Annotated in this window: 21 protein-coding genes; 10 read left to right on the plus strand and 11 right to left on the minus strand. The window is 55.8% G+C overall.

Going from position 1 to position 22503, the window contains the following annotated elements; translation table 11 throughout:
- From EZJ17_RS04805 to rluD, 3 genes are all read right to left on the minus strand, one after another.
- Positions 1-504 (minus strand): phosphatidylglycerophosphatase A family protein, encoded by a 504-nt coding sequence (locus EZJ17_RS04805; RefSeq protein WP_067438989.1) that lies wholly within the window; start codon positions 502-504, stop codon positions 1-3.
- Positions 497-1483, minus strand: coding sequence for a thiamine-phosphate kinase (thiL, locus tag EZJ17_RS04810; RefSeq protein ID WP_067438986.1), 987 nt, complete (start codon positions 1481-1483; stop codon positions 497-499). Before thiL ends, EZJ17_RS04805 begins: the two co-directional genes overlap by 8 nt.
- Positions 1484-1622: 139 nt before the next feature.
- Positions 1623-2741, minus strand: a complete 1119-nt coding sequence (gene rluD / locus EZJ17_RS04815; RefSeq protein ID WP_067438983.1) for a 23S rRNA pseudouridine(1911/1915/1917) synthase RluD — start codon at positions 2739-2741, stop codon at positions 1623-1625.
- Here rluD and EZJ17_RS04820 point away from each other — a divergent pair.
- The 7 genes from EZJ17_RS04820 to EZJ17_RS04850 all read left to right on the plus strand — a co-directional run bounded on the left by EZJ17_RS04820 (position 2740) and on the right by EZJ17_RS04850 (position 8538).
- Entirely contained in the window at positions 2740-3549 is an 810-nt protein-coding gene (locus EZJ17_RS04820; RefSeq protein ID WP_067438980.1) for an outer membrane protein assembly factor BamD, read from the plus strand. The two genes, rluD and EZJ17_RS04820, sit on opposite strands and share 2 nt — an antisense overlap.
- 86 nt (positions 3550-3635) lie before the next feature.
- Positions 3636-4058 carry a DUF4124 domain-containing protein gene (locus tag EZJ17_RS04825; RefSeq protein WP_067438977.1) on the plus strand — a complete coding sequence of 141 codons (423 nt, stop codon included), beginning with the start codon at positions 3636-3638 and terminating at the stop codon, positions 4056-4058.
- Between the two features lie 149 nt (positions 4059-4207).
- Entirely contained in the window at positions 4208-5050 is an 843-nt protein-coding gene (locus EZJ17_RS04830; RefSeq protein ID WP_067438974.1) for a J domain-containing protein, read from the plus strand.
- 2 nt (positions 5051-5052) lie between these two features.
- Complete coding sequence (locus EZJ17_RS04835) at positions 5053-5829, plus strand: ferredoxin--NADP reductase (protein WP_067438971.1); 777 nt, start codon at positions 5053-5055, stop codon at positions 5827-5829.
- 273 nt (positions 5830-6102) lie between these two features.
- A complete protein-coding gene (gene aroG / locus EZJ17_RS04840; RefSeq protein ID WP_067438968.1) occupies positions 6103-7155 on the plus strand; it encodes a 3-deoxy-7-phosphoheptulonate synthase AroG in 1053 nt (350 codons plus the stop codon).
- 199 nt (positions 7156-7354) lie between these two features.
- Positions 7355-7900, plus strand: a complete 546-nt coding sequence (locus tag EZJ17_RS04845) for an RDD family protein (RefSeq protein ID WP_067438965.1) — start codon at positions 7355-7357, stop codon at positions 7898-7900.
- 170 nt (positions 7901-8070) lie between these two features.
- Entirely contained in the window at positions 8071-8538 is a 468-nt protein-coding gene (locus EZJ17_RS04850; RefSeq protein ID WP_167508171.1) for an RDD family protein, read from the plus strand.
- A 90-nt stretch (positions 8539-8628) separates the two neighbouring features.
- On the opposite strand, the gene EZJ17_RS04855 is transcribed toward EZJ17_RS04850, so the two are convergent.
- The 7 genes from EZJ17_RS04855 to mnmC1 all read right to left on the minus strand — a co-directional run bounded on the left by EZJ17_RS04855 (position 8629) and on the right by mnmC1 (position 16457).
- Positions 8629-9483 (minus strand): metal ABC transporter permease, encoded by an 855-nt coding sequence (locus tag EZJ17_RS04855; RefSeq protein WP_067438959.1) that lies wholly within the window; start codon positions 9481-9483, stop codon positions 8629-8631.
- Positions 9476-10351 carry a metal ABC transporter permease gene (locus EZJ17_RS04860; RefSeq protein ID WP_067438956.1) on the minus strand — a complete coding sequence of 292 codons (876 nt, stop codon included), beginning with the start codon at positions 10349-10351 and terminating at the stop codon, positions 9476-9478. The genes EZJ17_RS04855 and EZJ17_RS04860 overlap by 8 nt, the downstream gene beginning before the upstream one ends.
- Positions 10345-11271, minus strand: coding sequence for an ATP-binding cassette domain-containing protein (locus tag EZJ17_RS04865; protein ID WP_067438953.1), 927 nt, complete (start codon positions 11269-11271; stop codon positions 10345-10347). Before EZJ17_RS04865 ends, EZJ17_RS04860 begins: the two co-directional genes overlap by 7 nt.
- The gene (locus EZJ17_RS04870; RefSeq protein ID WP_067438950.1) at positions 11271-12152 is read right to left on the minus strand and encodes a metal ABC transporter substrate-binding protein; all 882 of its coding nucleotides are present in this window, start codon (positions 12150-12152) and stop codon (positions 11271-11273) included. Before EZJ17_RS04870 ends, EZJ17_RS04865 begins: the two co-directional genes overlap by 1 nt.
- A 632-nt stretch (positions 12153-12784) precedes the next feature.
- Positions 12785-14239 (minus strand): phospholipase D-like domain-containing protein, encoded by a 1455-nt coding sequence (locus tag EZJ17_RS04875; RefSeq protein ID WP_067438947.1) that lies wholly within the window; start codon positions 14237-14239, stop codon positions 12785-12787.
- Between the two features lie 90 nt (positions 14240-14329).
- Positions 14330-14782: an SMI1/KNR4 family protein gene (locus tag EZJ17_RS04880; protein WP_231868020.1), complete on the minus strand. Its 453-nt coding sequence runs from the start codon at positions 14780-14782 to the stop codon at positions 14330-14332.
- Positions 14783-14906: 124 nt separating this feature from the next.
- The gene (gene mnmC1 / locus EZJ17_RS04885; RefSeq protein ID WP_067444795.1) at positions 14907-16457 is read right to left on the minus strand and encodes an FAD-dependent 5-carboxymethylaminomethyl-2-thiouridine(34) oxidoreductase MnmC1; all 1551 of its coding nucleotides are present in this window, start codon (positions 16455-16457) and stop codon (positions 14907-14909) included.
- A gap of 280 nt (positions 16458-16737) precedes the next feature.
- On the opposite strand from mnmC1, the gene lon reads away from it, so the two are divergent.
- The 3 genes from lon (at position 16738) to EZJ17_RS04900 (ending at position 21490) form a co-directional block, all read left to right on the plus strand.
- Positions 16738-19176 carry an endopeptidase La gene (lon, locus tag EZJ17_RS04890; protein ID WP_067444798.1) on the plus strand — a complete coding sequence of 813 codons (2439 nt, stop codon included), beginning with the start codon at positions 16738-16740 and terminating at the stop codon, positions 19174-19176.
- Between the two features lie 160 nt (positions 19177-19336).
- On the plus strand, positions 19337-19642 hold the full coding sequence (locus EZJ17_RS04895) for an HU family DNA-binding protein (RefSeq protein WP_161802039.1): 306 nt from the start codon (positions 19337-19339) through the stop codon (positions 19640-19642).
- A gap of 306 nt (positions 19643-19948) precedes the next feature.
- Positions 19949-21490, plus strand: coding sequence for a peptidylprolyl isomerase (locus EZJ17_RS04900; RefSeq protein WP_067438938.1), 1542 nt, complete (start codon positions 19949-19951; stop codon positions 21488-21490).
- An 89-nt stretch (positions 21491-21579) separates the two neighbouring features.
- Here the strand turns inward: EZJ17_RS04900 and EZJ17_RS04905 are convergent, their stop codons facing one another.
- Positions 21580-22449, minus strand: a complete 870-nt coding sequence (locus EZJ17_RS04905; RefSeq protein WP_067438935.1) for an NAD(P)H-hydrate dehydratase — start codon at positions 22447-22449, stop codon at positions 21580-21582.
- Positions 22450-22503: the final 54 nt, after the last annotated feature.

Consider the following 22503-nt stretch of genomic DNA (forward strand, 5'->3'; position numbering starts at 1 on the left):
TCAGTAGATTAAATAGACGGCAAGGCGGATAAGGAGTAGGCTCATCAGCGCGGCGATGATGTCGTCCAACATCACGCCGAAGCCGCCGCTCACTTGGCGGTCGAACCATCGGATGGGAGGTGGTTTTACTGCATCGAAGAAGCGGAAGGCGGCAAAGGCAGCCAACCACCAAGCCCAAGTATTCGGCGTGAAGGCGAGCACCAGCAGCATAGCCACGATTTCGTCCCACACGATGCCGCCGTAGTCGTGCACGCCGAGGGCGGCTTCGGTTTGGTTGCAAATCCAGATGCCGACGGCAAACAGGGGCAGGCACAGCAGGGTGAGCAGCCAGCCGTCGATACCCAGTGCCATCAATGCGGCGGCGATGGGCAGGGCGGGCAGGGTGCCGAAAGTGCCGGGGGCGACGGGAGCGAGGCCGCTGCCGAAACCGAAACCGAGGAAACAGACAGGGCGGCGCAGCAGCCAGGCGAAAGTGGGGCGGAAGGCGGGTTTCTGTTTAGCCAAAGTGGTCGAATCCTAACTGGGAAAGATGCAGTTCGCTGCCGTTGTCGCGCAGCAATTTCAGGTAGCCTGTATCGTTGATGCGGCCGATGCGGGCTACGGGCGTCTGGCTGTTTTCGGCTGCGTCAAGCACGGCTGGGCGCGCCTGGGGCGGGGCGGTGAACAATAATTCGTAGTCGTCGCCGCCGGCAAGGGTGAGCTCGTATACAGTTTGCGCAGGCAGGCATTGGCGCAGCTCGGGCACGGTAGGCACCAGGTCGGCGTATAGCTCCGCGCCCACGTTGGAGGCGCGCAAAATGTGGCCGAGGTCTTGAGCCAGACCATCGGAAATATCTTGCGCTGCCGTGGCAACGGGCAGCAGGGCTTGGCCGAGCGCTACGCGCGGAGTGGGGCGCAGGCGGGCGGCTTCGCATTGGGCAAACAGGTTTTCAGGTAGCCTGATATTTTGCCAGATATGGTGCAGCGCAGCGGCAGCCAGGCCGATTTGGCCGGACACCCAGATATCGTCGCCGTTTTGCGCGCCACTGCGGCGCAGGCCAAGGCCCGCGGGCAGCTCGCCGGTGATGCTCACGTTGAAAACGAGGTCGCCTTTGGTAGTGTCGCCGCCGATGAGGGTAATGCCGTATTGGCGCAGCATGGCGAAAAGGCTACCTGAAAATGCTTCCAGCCAGCTTGGGTTGAGTTCGGGCAGACCGGCGCTGAGCATCACCCAGCGCGGCCGTGCGCCCATGGCAGCCATGTCGGAAATGTTTACGGCCAAGATTTTGTGCGCGAGGTCGGCAGGGGCGACATCGGGAAAGAAGTGGCGGCCGGCCAGCAGCATATCGCTGCTGAAGCATAAATCATGGCCGGGGCGCGGGCGGACGATGGCGGCATCATCGCCGATGCCGAGCAGGAGCTCGGGGTCGGCAGGCTGTTCGGCAGCGAGGTAGCGGCGGATAAAGTCGAATTCGCCGAGGGCTTTGGGGGCGGTGTTGGGCATGGCGGGGGGTGTTTGGTTAATGGGAAGGCTACCTGAAACCATAGCTTGCATTATGTTTTCGCTTCGTTGAAGCGGGTGCTTTCAGGTAGCCTTTGGTTGGCATTTTTGCTTCGTTGTAACTGATATTTTCAGGTAGCCTCTAATCGCGCACGTAGATGGTTTCCACGTCGTAATCGTCTTCATCCCAATCGTCTTCGTCATCGGGCTCGGCGGGGGGCAGGGTGTGGCTGAGGGTGGAATCCATGCCGCATTCCCAGCGTAATACGGAGAGCAGATGGTGGATGTCTTCCGGTAGCGGGGCTTCGAATTGTACGGTTTCGCCGCTTTCGGGGTGAACGAAGCTGAGACGGTAGGCGTGTAAGGCTTGGCGGGCAAGCTGGTGTACGGCTTCTTTTACGGCATCGGAGCAGGGGTGGCGCGGGTTGCCATACACGGGGTCGGCGGCAAGCGGGTGTTTAGCTTCGCGCATGTGCACGCGGATTTGGTGGGTGCGGCCGGTTTCGAGGGCGCATTCGATGTAGCTGTGGCTCTGGTAGCGCTCGAGCACTTTGATGTGGGTCACGGCTTTTTTGCCGCCGAAGCCGACCACGGCCATTTTGAGGCGGTTGTGCGGGTCGCGGCCGATGAGGGTGTCGATTTTGCCGTCGAACGGCACGATGCCGTCGGCCACGGCACGGTAGATGCGCTTCACGCTACGCTCTTGCAGCTGCTGCACGAGGCTGTTTTGTGCGGCCGGGGTTTTGGCCACCACCATCAGGCCGCTGGTATCTTTGTCGAGGCGGTGCACGATGCCGGCGCGGGGGAGTTCGGCCAGTGCCGGGCAGTGGGCGAGCAGGCCGTTGAGCAGAGTGCCGCTCCAGTTGCCGGCGGCAGGGTGGACGACAAGGCCGGCAGGTTTGTTCAACACAATCACGCTGTCGTCTTCAAACACAATATCCAGCGGCATGGGCTCGGGCGTAAAGGCGGCGGTTTCGTGGCTGTGTTGGATGTGCACTTCCAAGGTTTCGCCGCCGATGAGCCGCTCTTTGGGGCGGGCAACCTGGCCGTTGAGCAACACGTTGCCGTCTTTAATCCAAGTGCTCAGGTGGCTGCGGGAATAATTGGGCAGCAGTTTGGCCAGCGCGGCATCGAGTCTTTGGCCGGCCAAATCGGTGGGCACGGTTAAATTTATACAATTTTCCGCGTCTGCCCCTGCCGAAAAGTCGAAATCATCGTTATAATCGGCGTCATTGTTGGTATAGGAAGAAATGTTCTGCATGAAAAAGATTCTTTTAGTTACCGGCCTGGCAGTGATGCTGTCGGCCTGCTCCAGCACTTCAACCACCGCTGTGAGCCAAGATGCCCAGATTACGCAGGATTGGTCGGTAGATAAGCTGTATGCCGAAGCGCACGAGGAAATGGAGAGCCGCAATTATAGCCGTTCAGTGCGCTTATATGAAATTTTGCGGGCGCGTTTCCCAAACACCCGCCAAGCGGTGCAATCGCGGCTGGATACGGCTTATGTGTATTATAAAGACGAGCAGCAGCCGCAGGCACTGGCGCATGTGGAGCAGTTTTTGAAGCTGTATCCCAACCATCCGAACACCGATTACGCGCTGTATCTGAAGGGCTTGATTGTGCTCAATCAAGACAAATCCATCTTCAACAAGCTGGCCTCGCAGGATTGGTCCGACCGCGACCCGAAAGCAAACCGCGAAGCCTATCAGGTGTTCAACGAGCTCATCACCCGCTTCCCCAATAGCAAATACGCCAACGACGCGCGCGAGAAAATGACGCGCCTGGTGGATGCGCTGGGCGGTAACGAAATGGCCATCGCACGCTACTATATGCAGCGCGGCGCTTACTTGGCCGCCGCCAACCGCGCACAGGGGATTGTGAGCCGCTATCAGAATACGCGTTATGTGGAAGAGGCGCTGGCGATTATGATGACCGCCTACACCCGTTTGGAAAAACCGGAGTTGAGCAGCGACACTCGCCGCGTGTTAGCGCAAAACTTCCCGCAAAGCCCTTATTTGCAGAAAGAATGGCAGCCGGACGATATTCCGTGGTGGCGCTATTGGAAATAGTATAGATTTTGGAGGCTACCTGAAAGCTGTTTTTCAGGTGGCCTTTATCAGCTAGAACGTCTTAACTTCAAAACAAGGATATGAAAATGAAAAAATTACCCCCTATCTTCGCCGCCTGCCTGCTGGGCTTCTGTGCTATAGCCAGCGCCACCACCTACGAATGCACCGACCGACAAGGCCGCCGCACCTACACCGCCACCCCCGGCCCTAATTGCCGTGCCGTCACCCTCGGCCGCGTGACCACCTATCCCGCCCCCGTAAGCACCGCGCCTGGCAGCCCGAGCTACAGCAACCCAGCTGCCGCCACCCCGGCCGCCCAGCCTGCTGCCAAGGAAAGCCAGCGCCAAGCCGCCACCGAGCGCCTGCGCCAAGCCCAGCAGAATCTGGAAGAAGGCCGCAAAGTGCGCTATGGCAACGAGCGCAACTACGCCCGCTATCTGGAGCGCATCGGCAAGCTGGAAGAGGAAGTGAACAAAGCCCAGCAGGAAGTGAACAACCTGAATAAATAAATCCGGTTACACTTTATTTCTTGCAGTAACGTTTTCAGGTAGCCTTTAGTGTGATACAGGCCACATGAAAAACGACTAAACCGAATTTTGCCCACCTAAAATCCCAACCGATTTAACTTCGTTGAAGCTTATGCTTTCAGGTAGCCTTTATGCCCGCCATCCCCACGCACTACCGCAACCTGCGCGTGTCCGAAACCGCCTCGGATAAGGAGATACGCGAGGCCTACCGCTGCCTGTCGAAACGCTATCATCCCGATTTTAATCCCGACAATTCTGAAGCCCTGCGCATCATGCAGATGGTAAACAAGGCCTATGCCGTGTTGTCCGACCCCGAGCAACGCAAACGGCACGATGCCTGGATTGCCGCCCAGCGCCAGGCCAAAGCTACCAATCCCTTGCTGCAGCAAGCCGCTGCACGGCAGCAGGCCAAGCTGGTGCCTTGGGGGCAGAAGCTGAAAGCGCAGTGGCAGCGGCTGCGTGCCAACAAAGCATTTTGGCTGGTGTTCGGCACCGGCTTGTTGCTTGGGCTGCTCGTGTTGCAACTTTGGTGGTGGTTGGATAAAACTCCGGCTGCGCCTCAATATACGCCTTCCGCCGTGAGCCAGCTGGCCGCCCAAGGCAGCGCCTACCAACGCCCAGCCAAAGCCCCCAACGGCAACATCTGGCCGTATTTTTCTGACTATATTTCAGGCTACCCAGTGGCCGCGCAAAACGGCATGTCTATCGCCAGCATTGCCAACCACGGCGCCGACCGCATGGTGGAGCTGCAAATGCAGCAAGACGGCAGCTGGCAAAACATCCGTACTTTCTACATGCCCGAGAAGGGGTTCTTCACCCTCTACGAACTCGGTGCCGGCCAATACCGCTTGCTCTATCTTGATTTAGACAGCGGCCGCCACACCCAAACCGATGTTTGGCAAATAGAAAAACAAAACGATTCGCCGGTATACCCCGACGCCAGCATCACTCTCCCGCCCACACAGCAAGGATAATCATGAGCGCTTCACCAGCCGCTAAATACACAGAACAAACCGTACTTTGGGTAAAACGCCACACGCCCAAACTGATGAGTTTCGCCATCAGCCGCCCCGAAGAATACCGCTTTGCCGCCGGCCAATTTTCCCGCCTCGGCTTCCCCGAAGGCAGCGGCTTCATCTGGCGCGCCTATTCCGTGGTTTCCGCCGAATACGACGACACCCTCGAATACTTTGCGGTGCTCATCGAAGACGGCCCCATGTCGGCCCGGTTCGAACAGATGGAAGCAGGCAGTACCATCCTGCTCGACAAAACCGCCACCGGCTTCCTGTTGCCCGAACGCTTCCCCGACGGCAGCGACCTCATCATGCTCAGCACCGGCTCCGGCATCGCCCCCTTCCTCTCCATTTTGCAGCAGCCGCAGATTTGGCAGCGTTTCGACCATCTCGCCCTGGCGCATTCTGTTTCCCATGCCAACGAAGCCGTGTTTAACCAGCGAATCCGCGATTTGGCCGAACACCCATTAGTGGGCGAGTATTACGATAAACTGCGCTTCGTTTCCGTGCTCACCCGCGAGCAGCAGCCCGGCAGCCTCAACCAACGCTTGCCGCAACTGTTGGAAAACGGCAGCCTCAGCCAAGCCTTCGGCCTGCCGTTCAGCACCGAGCGCAGCCGCTTCATGCTGTGCGGCAACCCCGCCATGGTGAAAGACACCTTCCAAGCCCTGCTCAAGCTCGGTTTTGCCATGCACCGCAACCGCATCCCCGGCCACATCATGATGGAAAATGGTTTTTAATGCTTAAAGGTGCAACGCATAGAGCCAATAGCATTTTCAGGTAGCCCCTAGCAACAGGCTACCTGAAACCAAATTCTTAGCCCGCAAGATAAGGGTAGGCTAAAATTCATCAGGACTAGAGAAATGCCGATAGAATACAGGCTCGCAGCAAGCAGCCATCAATTTTCAGGTAGCCTCAGTAATCCATCCGAGGCTACCTGAACATTAAGCCCTTGCCAGCCGCCGCCGCCCAGTCCACAATAAGCCCCTTCCCACGAACAGCAAAACACAGCCATGAGCCAATCCCAAGCCTTCAGCCGTACCGACGACGTACGCATCCGCAGCATCAGCGAGTTGCTGCCCCCCATCGCCCACCTCTATGAACTGCCCATCAGCGAAGCTGCTGCCGATTTGGTGGAAACCACCCGCCACCAGATTGCCGACCTGGTGCACGGCCGCGACCAGCGCCTGCTTGTCATCATCGGCCCTTGTTCCATCCACGATCCCAAAGCCGCCCTCGAATACGCCCAACGCCTGCTGCCCCTGCGCAAAAAATACGAAAAAGAGCTGCTGATCGTGATGCGTGTTTATTTTGAAAAACCGCGCACCACCGTGGGCTGGAAAGGGCTCATCAACGACCCCCACCTCAACGGCACCTTCGATATCAACTTCGGCCTGCGCCAAGCCCGCCGCCTGTTGTTGGATTTAAACAACCTCGGCGTGCCCGCTTCTACCGAATTTCTCGACATGATCACCCCGCAGTATTATGCCGACCTCATCTCCTGGGGCGCCATCGGCGCGCGCACCACCGAAAGCCAGGTACACCGCGAGCTTGCCAGCGGCCTATCCTGCCCGGTCGGCTTCAAAAACGGCACCGATGGCAATCTCAAAATCGCCATCGATGCCATTGGTGCCGCCTCTCACCCGCACCACTTTCTTTCCGTCACCAAAGCCGGCCACTCCGCCATCGTCCATACCGCCGGTAACCCCGACTGCCACGCCATCCTGCGCGGCGGTAAAGAGCCAAACTACAGCGCGGAACACGTTAAAACCGCCGCCGAACAGCTGGCCAAAGCCGGCGTAACGCCCAAACTGATGGTGGATTTCAGCCACGCCAACAGCCGCAAAGACTACACCCGCCAAATGGAAGTGGCGCACGATGTGGCCGTGCAGTTGAAAAACGGCGAGCAAAACATCATGGGCATCATGATAGAAAGCCACTTGGTGGGAAGCCGCCAAGACAAACCCGAAACCTACGGCCAAAGCATTACCGATGCCTGCATCGGCTGGGATGCCACCGAAAAGTTGCTTGCGCTGATGGCCGAAGCCAATCGCGGCAGAGTATGAGCAAAGCGGCTTTTGCCGATTTTTTACTAACTACAACGCCTCCAATACGCTTCAGATAGCCCAATACAACAAAAGGCTACCTGAAAACCTATAAATATTTACAAATTACACCAACCTGTTAAAATTTATAATTTTTCAACGATGCCATTAACTGCAGAGCAGGAGCAAAGGTTTGCGGCTGCCTGAGGGAGATACACTTATGCAAGATTTCCGTGAAAACCCAAACGAGGATTTCCGCCAAGCCTATGCTTCCACCGCATTGGAAAATGATTTATTCGATAACGGTAAAATGGAAGTGGATCTGGCCAGCCCTTGGCAGCGGATAGGTGCACGATTGCTAGATATAGTGATTTTTGCCGCTATTTTTATAGTCTTCTTTTTTGTTATCGCAATTTTTATCAAAGATTCGATGATGGTTATCGGACTTAGTTTGCTCTTCGTTTTCGCCTTTGGTATTTACCAAATGGTCATCATGTCCCGCGATGGGCAAACGATAGGTAAAAAAGCCTTGAATATCCGCGTGATCACTGAAAATGGCAACAACCCCGGTTTCGTTAAATATTGCTTGGTGCGCGAATTTGGCTACAACTTCATTTTTACCCTTATCGGAATTGTTAGCAAATCATTGGCCAATTCGCTGGCACTTATCGCCACCATCGCCTGTATCGTGCTGCTGTTTATGGAAAGCCGCAACCGCCAAACCTTACAGGATTTGCTGGCAAAGACATTGGTCATCAAAAACTAAGCCATTTTTTATTCATACACAAGGCTACCTGAAATCATTTTCCCGCTTTCAGGTAGCCTTATTTATCTGCCCTAATTTGAGGACAAACCATGCAAAACTTCCGCCAAGCCTATCGGCCTCCTCAATCAGAAGCCGCACCGCAGGCAGCGGATCGGATGAAGGAAGTAGAGTTGGCCGAGCCGTGGCAACGCTTGCTGGCCGGGGCAATCGACCGCATCCTGCCTATTATATTTTTCATTCTTACCATAACGGTTGGTGCGAACCCACGATATGCACGTGCCAAATTGCTGTGGTTGTATGATTCTATACTAATCATTGGTTGTCTAACTGTGCTGTCATTTCTCTGGCAGGCTGTTATCATGAGTCGAAGCGGTCAGAGTATCGGCCAGAAAATCCTGCGTATCCGTGTGATTACGGATACCGGCGAGAACCCGGGCTTTGCTAAATATGTGCTGGCGCGCGAAGTGTTTTTCTTTGCCGTTTTGCTTTCGCTATGCGGGCTGCTCAGCGGCCTGGGTTTGGGCCACATTATCTATTGTGCTGTGCAATTGTTGTACCTGATTATGCTATGCCGCAAGCGCGGCAATTATCAAACGCCGCAGGATTTGATGTTGCAGACTTTGGTGGTGAAGGTGTGAGTGCCGGCATAACGAAAGGCTGCCTGAATCATTCAGGTAGCCTTTCGTATTATTATGGTGGGCGGATATGAAACTTGTTGCTGCGAGGCTTCAGCTAGCCTCTACTACTTCCTCCTTGCCAAATGCCTGCCGCAGTTTGCTCCAGATGAGGGCGAGCAGAAATAGGATAGCCTGCAAAATCACGATACTGGGGCCGGTGGCGGAGTTAATGTGGTAGCTGAGCAGGGTGCCGGCGAGGCAGGTGAGAACGGAGGCGGCCATGACGATGATCATCATGTGCTCAAAGCGTTTGGTAAGCAGGAAGGCGGTGATGCCGGGGGAAATGAGCATGGCCACCACCAGCACTACACCGGCCACCTGCATGGCGGTGATGATGGTAAGGGCAAGCAAGGCAAGTAGGCCGTAATGCAGAAGCTGCGGGGATAGGCCGGCGATGCGCGCTTGGGCAGGGTCGAAACAGTAGAGCATGAAGTCGCGCCGTTTGAGCAGCATGACCAAGGCCACGGCGGTGCAGATGGCGAAGGTTTGCAGCAGCTCTTCGCGGCTCACGCCCAGCACGTTGCCGAACAGGATGTGGGTGAGGTGTTGGTCGGTTTCTACTTTAGTAAACAATACGAGACCGAGCGCAAACATACCGGAGAAGACGATGCCCATCACGGTATCTTCTTTGAGGCGGCTGTTGTTTTTCAGGTAGCCTACACCCACGGAACAGAGCAGGCCGGAGACAAATGCGCCGATTTGCAGCGGGATACCGAACACGAAGGCAAGCACAATGCCGGGCAGCACGGCGTGCGACACCGCGTCGCCCATCAGCGACCAGCCTTTGAGCACCAGATAGCAGGACAACAGCCCGCATGTGATGGATACAATCAGCGCGGTGAGCAGGGCGTTCTGCATGAAGGGGAAGGCGAGCGGCGTGGCAAACCAGTTGATCAGCTCAGACATAGCCGGCCTCCGTTTCTTCGGCTGCCTGTGGCGCAGCGCCGAATTTTTGCCGCAACAGGCCGTACTTGGGCGCAAACACGAAGGAGAACAGGAACAGCAGGCTTTGCAGGGACACAATCACGCCGCCGGTGGCACCGTCGAGGAAAAAGCTTATATAGGCACCCAAGGCGCAGGTAAGTATGCCGAGCGATACGGCAATTAGCACTAGTTTGCCGAAGCGGTCGGTAAGCAAGTAGGCGGTGGCACCGGGAGTAACCACCATGGCAATCACCAAAATCGCACCCACAGTTTGCAGCGCAGCCACCACGCAGGCGCTGAGCAGACAGAAAAACAAAATTTTATAGCGCAGTGGCGAGAGGCCGACAGCCACGGCTTGAGTTTCGTCAAAAAACACCAAGAGCAAGTTTTTCCAAGTGGGCAGCAGAAACAGCAGGCATACGCCAATGATGATGGCTACCTGAAAAATATCTTCGTCGGCAATGCCCAAAATATTGCCCAACACAATTTCCTGCACGTTTACCGCAGTCGGGTTCACCGACACGATAAACAGGCCGATGGCGAAAAAAGTGGTGAAGATAAAGCCGATCACCGCGTCTTCCTTCAGCTGCGTGATGGCACGTATCCACAAAATCGACAGTGCTGCCAAAATGCCGGATACAAACGCGCCGGCAGAATAGGGCAAGCCGAGCGCATAGGTAACCGCCACGCCAGGCACCACCGAGTGCGATAGTGCGTCGCCAATCAGCGACCAGCCTTTGAGCATTAAATAAGACGACAAAAACGCGCACATACCACCCACCGCCGCGCTCAGCACGATGGCCTTCACCATGTATTCATAGGCAAACGGCTCCAGCAGCATCTCTAGCATGAACTTTCCCCTTCACTGCCGTTTTCCTGCTCCGCGCCGCTGCCTTGGGCATCGCTGCAGCAAGGTACGGCTGGTGGATCATTTTTGGCTTGGCCGTAGAACACGGCGGGGCGTTCGTCGTCGGTAAGTACAGTGAGTACACGGCTATCTTCGTCATCGTGCAAATCGCTGCCGGAGAGGCGGAAGTGGCGCAACACGCCGCCGAAGGCCAGCTCGAGGTTGTGTTGGTTGAAAGTGTGCTCAGTGCAGCCGGCAGCCAGCACGGTGCGGTTGATCATCACCACTTGGTCGCAGAAGTCCGGCACCATGCCGAGGTTGTGGGTAGACACCAAAATCAGATGCCCCTGCTCGCGCAGCTGGCCGAGCAAATCCACAATCGCGTCTTCGGTTTTCACGTCCACGCCAGTAAACGGCTCGTCCAGCAAGATAATCTTGCCCTGTTGCGCCAGCGCGCGCGCCAGAAAGACGCGTTTTTTCTGCCCGCCGGAGAGCTCGCCGATCTGCCGCTGTGCCAAATGGGCAATGCCTACCCGCTCCATAGCTTCCTGCACCTTACGTTTGTCTTCCGCCTTAGGCAGACGCAAGAAATTCAGGTAGCCATAGCGCCCCTGCATCACCACATCGTACACCGACACGGGAAATTGCCAATCCACTTCCTCGCTCTGCGGCACATAGGCCACTAGGTTGCGCTTGAGCGCCTGTGGTACGGGCAGGCCGCACAGGTGGATGTTGCCCGACTTCGGCTTAATTTGCCCCATCAGACTTTTAAACAGGGTGGATTTGCCGCTGCCGTTTACGCCCACCAGCGCGCAGGTAGTGCCGCCTTGCAGCGTGAAACTCACGTCACGGATGGCCGTGTGGCCGTTGCTGTAGCGAACCGTTACCGATTCAACGCTGATGGAGGCGGCTTGTTCAGACATTATTTTCCAAATCCTCTAACAATGGTGGAAACCGTGATGTTGAGCAGGTCGAGGTAGGTCGGCACCGGGCCGTTTTTGGCGGAAAGCGAATCTACATACAGCACGCCGCCGTATTTGGCACCGGTTTCGCGCGATACCTGCTGCATCGGGCGCGGTGATACGGTGCTCTCGCTGAACACCACCGGAATATGATTTTGCCGCACAGTGTTGATCACGCGGCGCACCTGCTGCGGCGTACCTTGCTGCTCGGCGTTAATCGGCCACAGATACACTTCTTTGAAACCATAATCACGTGCCAGATAGCTGAACGCGCCTTCGCTGGTTACCAAGAAACGCTGATTTTGCGGCACGCGTGCCAGTTTTTCGCGCAAAGGGCGGTCTAGGTTGCGGATGCGCTGGGCATAAGCGGCGGCATTGCGGGTGTACGCTGCTGCATTTTGCGGGTCGTACTTAATTAGTGCGTTTTTAATGTTTTCCACATAGATTAAGGCGTTGCGGGTAGACATCCAAGCGTGCGGGTTGGGCGTGCCACGATAAGGACCTTCGTGAATTGACATCGGCACAATACCCTGCGTTACCACCACTGCCGGCTTGTTGCGCACGTTTTGGAAGAAACGCTCAAACCAGCGTTCCAGGTTCAGTCCGTTCCACAACACCAAATCGGCAGATTGGGCTTTAGCAATGTCTTGCGGTGTGGGCTGGTAATCGTGGATTTCTGCGCCCGGCTTGGTAATCGATTCCACCACAGCCGCATCGCCCGCCACGTTTTGGGCAATATCCTGAATTACGGTGAAGGTGGTAACCACTTTGAATTTAGCATAGGCCGGTGCAGCAAAGCCCAAGGCGGCCAACAGACAGAATGCAGATAATAATCGGCGCATTGTTTTCTCCTAAATTTAAGTTGAGCTAATTAAATGGACAACTAAAGCAAAGATTTTGCCTGCTATAGTAAAATTCCTGAACCTGATACTTCATTTGGCTCGCTTTAACTGTACTCCTGTACTGCCTGCAACTCGCCGCCTTGTATCAGGTTCAGGAATTTTACTATATTAGCGCAAATAACAACTATTATCAATTATTTTATTATGGATTTTATATAACAACAGGAAAAACCAACAAAAACAACAGGTCTATACTGTATACGGGATTATTTTATTCGCATTTTACCGTGCCGTGCTAACAATCATTGCCATATGCAATAGCCTCTTTGCCAATTTAAATGAAGCAACCCAACCAGACTAACAAACAGTTTTTACTGTTTTTACCGTCTGCTTTGTTATCTTGTGTTAATTTTGTCTGGACAGGCTACCTGAAAATTGAAAATCAGGTTTTTTTAGCTAAAACTTTTATTTCTTCCTACTGCATTTGCATTGGTTTGCCGTACTACTGCGTTGTTTGCAGCTGGCCGCCTTGCATGAAAAATATGCTTCAATTATAACTTCATTGAAGCTAACGCTTTAGTTTCGCAGAACCCAGCCTTAGCTGTATCAAAAAGTTGTTTCAAGTAGTCCTTCTATTCAACCGGACGATCTACCTTACTAGTGCGTTTGCGGCGCCGGAAGCGCCACAGTTGGCGCACGGCGTGGACGGTGGTGGAAAGTCCGCCGGCCAACAGCAGGAATATCAACGGTACCACCAACAGATAGGGCGCGAACCATAGCAGCAGCGCCAGCGCCAGCATACCGATGCCCAGGCTCAGATAGGATTTGGCTTCGTTTTCATCCACCGTGCGCGTGCCGTAGAAGTTGCCGCGAAACATGCTGGAAAGCTGCAGCAGCTGACGGGCGGCAGCTTGGGCGCGCTGGCGGCTGTGCCGCTTGGAAAGCATTTGGTGGCGTCGGCGCAGGGCGGCGCGGCGTTCACTGCTGTTGAGCACGATTTCGGTGGCGTTGGCGAGGTCTTGTAGAAACATCTGCTCCAGTTGGTGCACCACTACCGCGTCTTCGATCACCACGTCTAATTCGCGGTTGAGATACCAGCTGGCGAAATTGAGATTGGTCGAGCCCACGCGCGCCCATTGGCCGTCAGCAATGGCACTTTTGGCGTGAATCATCGGCCCGTCCCATTCAAACACGCGCACACCGGCCTCCAAGAGGCTGCGGTAGCGGATGCGCGACACGCGGCCTATCCAGCGTATATCGGAAGTGCGCGGCACCAGGATGCGCACGTCCACGCCGTCGTTGGCGGCGTTGATGAGGGCTTGAGTGTAGAGGCGGGTGGGCATGAAATAGGCATCGGTAAGCCACAGGTTGCGCCGCGCCAGCGCCAGCGCGTTTAAATCCAGCCGCATCATATTGTTGTTGCTGGGCGTGGTGGCCACCACGCCGGCGCGTACTGTGCCGGCAGCCGTGCCGCCATAAGGGGTGATGTTTTCAGGTAGCCTTTCGCCTTGCGAGCGCAGCGTGTCGGACAAAGCCTGCACCACTTCGGCCACCACCGGCCCCTGCAGTTTCAGCCCGGTATCGCGCCACGGCGCCACACCTTTGGCCAGATTGCCTTCCCAGGCGGAAGACACACATAATCCACTCACGAAGGCGGTGTGGCCGTCTATCACGAAGGATTTGCGGTGGTTGCGCGAGAGCAGGCCGATGCCGCTGGCAAAACCAGGCGGGTTGTAGGCCACCACTTGCGCGCCGGCCTGCTTGAGCGGTTCAAAAAAGCGGCACACAGCCGGCCACAGGTTGCCCAGCCAGTCGTACACCAGCACCACGCTCACACCCTGGTGACATTTTTCCACCAGCAAATCGCGCAGCCGCACGCCGAAATCGTTGGCGGCAAAAATATACATTTCAATCAGCACATAATGCTTGGCAGCAGCCACCGTTTCAAGCCAGGAGGGAAAGTTCTCGCGGCTGTCTTGCAAGAGTTGCACGCTGTTGCCGCCATGCATTTCGCTGCTGCTGGAACGCGCATGCAGCTGGTCGAGCAGCGGCTGCGGGTGGTCGAGGAGGAGGGTGCGGTTGGACATGGTGTGTTTTCGTATGGTTTTGGTTGGTTTGAGGTTTCAGGTAGCCTTTGGTGCCGGATTGGTTTGATGCTTAGTAAGCCGGTTCTTGAGTCAGCACGGCAGCAAGGCTGTTGCCAACCGGAACGCCAGGTCGTCTGAGCCTGAGTCTTTCATCACAATTAAAAGGATGGGCTGCCCGAAATCGTAACAATAGAACACGCCGCCGCCATCGAATGCAATCGGCAGCAAATCGGGCGTGTAATACCAGAATTGGTAGCCGAAATAATAGGACACGGTTTCCGCCGGTGAGAAGTAGCCAAAATCTTGCCCATTGCCCGTGATGCCGCCGTGCACGGAATATTGCCAAAGCTGCATCAGTTCGTCAGGGATATAAAAGTGGGCTGGCAGGCAATATCCGGTGGCACTGAGCTGTGCTGAGTAAGGTTCGAGATAGTTTAATGCGTTGGCGCGTTCGGCTTCGGGCAAAGGAGTGCGGAATGCGGCAATGTCGTCCGGCGTGGCGGGGTGGTGTCGGTCGTAAAATTCAAATGATTGATACCACATTGCGTTATTCCTTCAATAAAAAAGGCTTTACAGGCATTCCAGCTGGCCAGATGGGGCAAATCAAGCCGGTAGCGCAACGAAAGACTATTCTGCTGCTTTTACATTTTCAGGTAGCCCGCAGCCTTTAAGTTTGCCGGTGGATAATGCGGCGGATTAACAAGCGGTTGGGGGAGAGGGCGGCGGCCACTTCTGGTTCGGCGGGCAGCGGCTGCCCCAATATCTGAGCAGCTACCAGTTCGCCGCATAGCGGAGCAGTAGCGAGGCCGCGGCTGCCGTGCCCGCTGTTCACAAACAGGCCGGGCAGGTGGGGGCCGGGCAGGTCTGGCAGGCGGTAGTTTTTATCGTGGGCGAGTTTGGCGTATTGCACGCGCATCGCCGCCCAGTCGCCCAATGCACCCACCGCAGGCAGGTGGTCGTAGCAGTCGGCGCGCACGGCGGCATGACCGGACTGGTAGGCGGGCAGGGCGGCAGCCAGTTCGGGCGAGAGTTGTGCTAGTTTGGCGTGGTTGCCGTCGTCTTCTGTGGCACGCAACTCGCTGCTTTGCTCGTTGGGCACGAAGCTGGCGCCGAAACAGTGCTGATGACGATACTCCGGCGAAATATAGGCATCGGCGCTCAGGGCGCAGCGCAGCCGACGGCTGAGGGGCGCGGCATCGGCCAGGCTGGTTTGGCCGCGGATAAATTGCAGCGGCAGGGCTTCGGGCAGGATATCGGCCAATTGCTCGGCGCCGCAACAGAACACGATGTGGCTACCTGAAAAAGTCTGCATGCCTTGCGGCGTATCCACGGCAAGCCGCCATTCGCTGCCGTGGCGTTGCAGATTGATGAGTCGATGCTGCGTGAGCACGCGGATGCGGGGTGATTCGAGCAGGGCGGCGGCGAAGGAAGGCGGGTTGAGCCAAGCGCCCTGCGGCCAAAACAGGCCGCTCTGCCCACTCAGCGGGATGCCGGAGAGTGCTTCGGCCTCGGCGGTGCTGACGGCATAATAAAGATGGCGGTTGGCGCGTTGCTCGGCCAGCTCGCGGTTGCGGCGGGTTTCGCTCTGATTGTGGTTGAGGTGCAGCACGCCGCAGGCTTGCCAATCCGGGCTGTCGGGCAGAAGGTGTTCGAGCAGGCGGCGGCTGTAGCCGTAGCTGCCGAGCAGGAGGCGGGTTTGCAGGGTGGGGTGGGTGGAGATTTTGGCGTAGAGCAGGCCTTGCCGGTTACCGGAGGCGGCGCGGGCGGGCTGATTGTTTTGTTCGAGGATCAGGCTGCTGATGCTGCGTCGGGCGAGGGCGTGAGCGGTGGCCGCGCCGGCAATACCGCCGCCGATAATCAGTACGCGTTCCACAGGGATGGGTGGAGGGGCAATTTGCCAGGGTTTGCTTGGGCTAGCCTGTTGCGGCACAGGCGGACTGTTTTGCCAAACCAGTTCGCCGAAGCCGTATTGTGCCAACTCGGCGGCAGCGGCAGCAGGCAACAGATAAATATCGCGTTGCAGCGGGTTGGCATCGGCGGGGATAAAGTTGGCAGCAGGGGCGGTACAACTTTTCAGGTAGCCTTTATCGGGCTCATGGAGGCTACCTGAAAAATCGTCGCTGAGAAAAATGCAGGCGGCGCGGGGATGCTGGGATATGGCGGCGGCAAGCTCTTGTTCGTCGGGGATGCCTTGCCAGATGAGGGCAGGGGTAGTCATGATATTTGCCGGCTAGTGCGGGCGGGAATGGGTGATAGGGCTGCAGTATAGACAGAAGCGGCCAGCAGCGGCAACTTTGGCTTGGTGTGTTTCGTCGGCATGAAGCAAAAGGCTACCTGTAAAGCGTAGCTTCAACGAAGTTAAAACCGCTGTCTGTTTTTCAGGTAGCCTTTTAAAACTAAACTCTACTTAATGCTTGAAATGCTGTTACCCGTCCCCAATTTACCAGGCAGCGAGGCTTTACCATCCTATTCGACTGAAAACAATAACCGAGAAGATAATGACCCAATCCCAGCATAATCCCGCTGAAAACCGCGCCCTGCCGATGTTGCCGCTGCGTGACGTGGTGGTGTATCCACATATGGTGCTGCCGCTGTTTGTCGGCCGCCTCAAATCTATTGCTGCGCTGGATGCCGCCATCGAGCAAGATGGGCCGGTATTCCTTCTGGCGCAGAAAAATCCGGCCAACGAAGACCCCGGCACAGACGATTTGCACGTGATCGGCACACTGGCCAATATCCTGCAAGTGCTGAAATTGCCCGACGGCACGGTGAAAGTGCTGGTAGAAGGCATGCAGCGCGCCCGTGCTTTGGCGGTAAACGATGGTGGCGACTATTTCCAAGCCGAAGTTGAAGTGTTGGCTGCCGAAGAAAATACTGCCGGCCATGACTATGAAGCCCTGCGCCGAACGCTTTTGGCGCAGTTCGATCAATTCATCAAGCTCAATAAGAAAATCCCCGGCGAAGTGGCCGGCACCATTCACGGCATCACCGACCACAGCCGACTGGTGGACACCATCGCCGCCCATTTGCAGCTCAAGCTGGAGCAGCGGCAGGAGATTTTGGAAATCATCGATGTAGCCGAACGCATGGAACACCTGCTCGGCCAGCTGGAAGCCGAGCTGGATATTTTGCAAGTAGAAAAACGCATCCGCGGCCGGGTAAAACGGCAGATGGAAAAATCGCAGCGCGACTATTACCTGAACGAACAGGTAAAAGCAATCCAGAAAGAGTTGGGCGAGGGTGACGAGCGTGAAGAGCTCGACCAGCTTGAACAGCAGGTGCGCGAAGCCGGCATGAGCAAGGAAGCGGAAGAAAAAGCGCTGGGCGAAATGAAAAAGCTGCGCATGATGCCGCCGATGTCAGCCGAGTCTTCCGTGGTGCGCAACTATATCGAAACCCTGGTGGACATCCCGTGGAAGAAGAAAAGCAAGGTCAGCAAAGATATTGTGCGGGCTGATTTGGTGCTCAATGCCGACCACTACGGCTTGGAAAGGGTGAAAGAGCGCATTTTGGAATATTTGGCCGTGCAAAAACGTATGAACAAGCTCAAAGGTCCGATTCTGTGCCTGGTGGGCCCGCCTGGCGTGGGCAAAACCTCGCTCGGCCAATCCATTGCCAAAGCCACCGGCCGCAAATACGTGCGTATGGCCTTGGGCGGCATCCATGACGAGAGTGAAATCCGTGGCCACCGCCGTACTTACATCGGCTCGATGCCGGGCAAAATCATACAAAATATGATTAAAGCCGGCGTGAACAATCCGCTGTTCCTGCTGGACGAAATCGATAAGCTTGGCCGCGATTTCCGTGGCGATCCGGGCAGTGCGCTCTTGGAAGTGCTTGATCCAGAGCAAAACTATTCTTTTGCTGACCACTATGTGGAAGTGGACTTCGACCTGAGTAACGTGATGTTCTTAGCCACCTCCAACAGCATGGATATCCCGCCTGCGTTGCTCGACCGCATGGAAATTATCCGCCTCTCCGGCTATACCGAAGACGAAAAAGTCAATATTGCCATGCAATATCTCGTGCCCAAGCAGATTGAGCGCAATGGGGTGAAAAATGGCGAAATCAATATCCAGGAAAGCGCAGTACGCGACATCATCCGCTACTACACCCGCGAAGCCGGCGTGCGCTCGCTCGATCGCGAAATTGCCAAAATCTGCCGCAAGGTGGTGATGAAGCAGGTATTGGAGCAAGACAAAAAAGCCAGCACTAAACGCACTGCCACGACGCAAACCGTGGTGGTGGATGCGGCCAACCTGCACGACTACCTCGGTGTGCGCCGTTTCGATTACGGCGTGGCCGAAAACGAAAACCGTGTCGGCCAAGTTACCGGCCTGGCGTGGACGGAAGTGGGCGGCGAGCTGCTTACCATCGAAGCTGTCGCACTCAAAGGCAAAGGCAACATCCTGCGCACCGGTAAGTTGGGCGATGTAATGCAGGAATCCATTTCTGCCGCCTGGAGCGTGGTGCGTTCGCGTGCCGAAGTATTGGGTATTGCACCGGATTTCTACGAGAAAACCGATATCCATGTGCACGTTCCGGAAGGCGCCACGCCCAAGGACGGCCCCAGTGCCGGCATCGGCATGACGCTGGCCATCGTGTCTTCTCTCACTGGCATTCCCGTGCGTGCCGACTTGGCCATGACCGGTGAGATCACTCTGCGTGGCGAAGTATTGCCCATCGGCGGTTTGAAAGAAAAACTGCTGGCTGCTCTGCGCGGCGGCATCAAGCATGTGCTGATTCCGCAGGAAAACGTGAAAGATTTGGAAGAAATTCCGCAAAACGTGAAAGAAGAGCTGGAAATCCATCCGGTGCGCTGGATTGACGAAGTGCTCTCCTTCGGCCTGGAATACCAGCCGCAACCTTGGCAGGACATGCTTGCGGCCAAACCGAAAACCCCGGCGAAATCCGGCGGCCGCGCCACCAAGCATTAGGGAGAAAAGTGGCAGGCTTTGTTGTGTGAAAGGCGCAAACCTGCCACTTTAGCTGAAAATAGCCGCTTGCCAGCTGTTTATTTGCTTGACCGATGATTTTGAACTTGCTATAAAGCAGCCTGTTGCAGATAAACGCATTAGTGCCGACCACAATCGGCCAATTCTTCATTACTCCTCAACTAGAAAGGGACTTAACGTGAACAAGTCTGAATTGATTGAAGCGATTGCCAAGGAAGCTGACATTTCCAAGGCTGCTGCCGGCAAGGCACTGGATGGTTTTACCAAGGCTGTTACCACCGCTCTGAAAAAAGGCGACACCGTAACTCTGGTGGGCTTCGGTACTTTCTATGTGGGCGAACGCGCCGAACGTAAAGGCCGTAACCCGCAAACTGGTAAAGAACTGATTATTCCAGCCGCCAAATCTCCGAAATTCCGTGCAGGTAAGGCGTTGAAAGACGCGCTGTAAACCGCACTTTCTTGCATAAATGGAAAAAGACAGGCTTTCTCGCCTGTCTTTTTTCCTGCCACTATTTTCAGGTAGCCTCTTATGTTTGGCAAGATAGCAGAGGTCTCGGGCTATAATAAACTGTCTGTAGTCATATAGCGGATTAAATTTGTTTGCGATACAAGACAGCTAGCCGCCGACAGCACCAGCAGCACGGTAAAGCGAGTCAAAGCCACCGAGAAAGTTAAGTTAATTCGCTATAGCCCGCCACCCGCAGAACCGTTACAATATCACATTTAATTTCTACCACATTTCCTTTTTACTTTTATGTTTGCCATCATCGAAAAACACCGCCGCCTGTCCCAAGTGCTCCTGGGGCTGATTACTGTTACCTTTGTAGGATTCGGTGCCCAAACTCTCACTTCCGGTATGCACAGCAGCTACATCAGCAAAATCGGCAACACCTACATCACTACCGAACAAGTGCAGGAACTGCTGAGGGAGGTGACGCGCCATAGCGATCAACCTATCAACAAAGATGACGTTTTCCAATCGCTGGTGCAGCAAGCCTATTTCGAGCAAGGCGCGGCAGAGTTGGGCGTGGGCGAACTTTCCATTGAACAAATCAAAAGTGTGATTACGCGCGATCCTTCATTCCAAATCAACGGCCAATTCAGCTCCGAGCAATTTCAAGCTTACCTGCGCCAAAGAGGTATTACCGAAGACCGGCTGATTGACGAAATGCGCAGCCAGTACCGCCGCCAAACCCTTATTAGCCTGCTGAGCAACGGCAATATCGTTAGCGACAGCCAGGCAAACCAAATCCTTGCCCTTACCGGCAGCGAGCGCGAGCTGCGTACTGCGCCCTTCAATGCGACCGATTTTGCCAGCAAAGTACAGCCTACTGATGCCGCCTTGCGCAGCTATTTTGAAGCCAACAAAGCCAAATATGCCTTGCCTTTGGCAGTGAAACTTGAGTTTGTTGATTTGAACGTGGAAGAGCTGGCCAAACAGCAAACTGTGAGCGCGCAGGAATTGCAAGAAGCCTACCGCAATCTGCCCACCGTCGCCAGCGAAGCCAAACCGCCGTTTGAGAGCGTGAAAGCTCAGTTAGAAGAGAGCGTGCGTCAACGCAAAGCCGCACAAGCCTTGGGCAATGCACGCGAGCAGTTGGCACAATTGGCTTTCGACAACCCCGACAGCCTACAAAAAGTAGCGCAGGAAATGAAGCTGCCGTTGCAAAAACACGAAGAGTGGCTCAGCCAGCCCGAAGCTGCCGCCGCCAAACTGCCACAGGCCGTGCAGGAAGCCATGTTTAGCGCCGAGGTTATCGAGCGCCGCCACAATTCCGAAGTATTAGATATGGGAAACGGCGTATTGCGCGTGCTGCGTGCCACTGATGTGAGCAAAGCCCGCAATCAGAGCTTTGAAGAAGCCAAGGAAGCGGTGCTAAAAGATTATGTGGCTGTGGAGAGTGCCAAGCTGGCACAAGCTGCCGCTGCTCAAGCCTTGAGCAATCTGCAAGCCGGTAAGGCAGTGGATAACCTGCAATGGAGCAATCCGGAAAAAGCCGGTGCCACCCAGCTGCAACAAGCCGTTGGCCTGCAAAACTTTGCCGCCATCGTGAAAGCCCATCCGCAAAACAGCAAACCTGGCTACGCAGTGATTACTCTGCCTAACGGCAACGCCGCCTTGGTGGAGGTGCGCGCCATCAACCTGCCGGAAAACAGCAAACAGCAGTTGCCGGAGCTGCGCCAACAAGTTGCCGGGCGCAATACCGAAGCGTTCTACCACCAATATTTGCAAGTGCTGCAACGCAAATACCCAATACAGCATGGCTCACAGAAATTGGATCGGGATGAAAACTGATTGATTTTGCCGCTTGAAAAGGCTACCTGAAACTTTCAGGTAGCCTTTCTATCGCTGCAATTATACTTGGAGCAAGCCGACCATTCAGCCTAGCCCGCTGCCAGATTGCGCAGCTCACGCACCGCATCGGCAATTTCACCCGCAGTCAGGCCGATGGGGCCGATGCCGCGGGCGGCCAGCAGCTCTGCCGCCGTGCCGTGCATCCATACTGCCGCGCAGGCCGCATCTTGCATGGGCAGATGTTGTGCCAGCAGGGCAGCCATCAGGCCACTCAATACGTCGCCGCTGCCGGCGGTGGCCAAGCCGGGGTTGCCGCTGTCGTTTTCATACACAATCCGCCCGTTCGGCGTGCACACCACGGTATTCGCACCCTTGAGCACCACATAGCTGCCATAGCGCTCGGCAATCTGAGTTGCCGCCAAATAGCGGTTGCCCTGCACCTCTTCCACCGTAATACCCAGCAGGCGTGCCGCTTCCAGCGGATGAGGCGTGAGCACCACATTATTGGGCAAGAACATAGTCTCTGCCGCCAGCAGGTTCAGCGCATCGGCATCCAACAGCAGCGGTGCATCAGTATGGATGGCCGCTGCCGTGGTCTGCTCCAACAGCTGGCGCGAGGCATCGCTCATGCCTAAGCCGCAGCCAATAGCGTAAACGCTGATGTCGCACCGCTGCACCAGCTGCTCGGCGGTGGTGATCATGATTTCCGGATAATTAGGCAGATACGGTATCGGCAGGCTGTTTTGCGCAAAACCGAGCCACACTTTGCCCGCCCCGCCTTTCAAGGCCGCGCTGGCCGCCAGCACCCCGGCGCCGGACATGCCGGCCGCGCTGCCCACCACAGCCACCGTGCCGAACGTGCCTTTATGGCTGTCTTCCGAGCGTGGTTTGATTAAAAGGGGGAAACGGAAACGGGCAGTATGCTGCCACTGCGCCAACTGCTGGGATAAATCTGCCATATCAAACCTCATGTTATTCAATTAGACAAATGCCAAGCAAACGGCATACCGAGA

Origin of the sequence: Eikenella exigua, assembly GCF_008805035.1 — a bacterium.
In the GTDB taxonomy this organism is placed as follows: domain Bacteria; phylum Pseudomonadota; class Gammaproteobacteria; order Burkholderiales; family Neisseriaceae; genus Eikenella; species Eikenella exigua.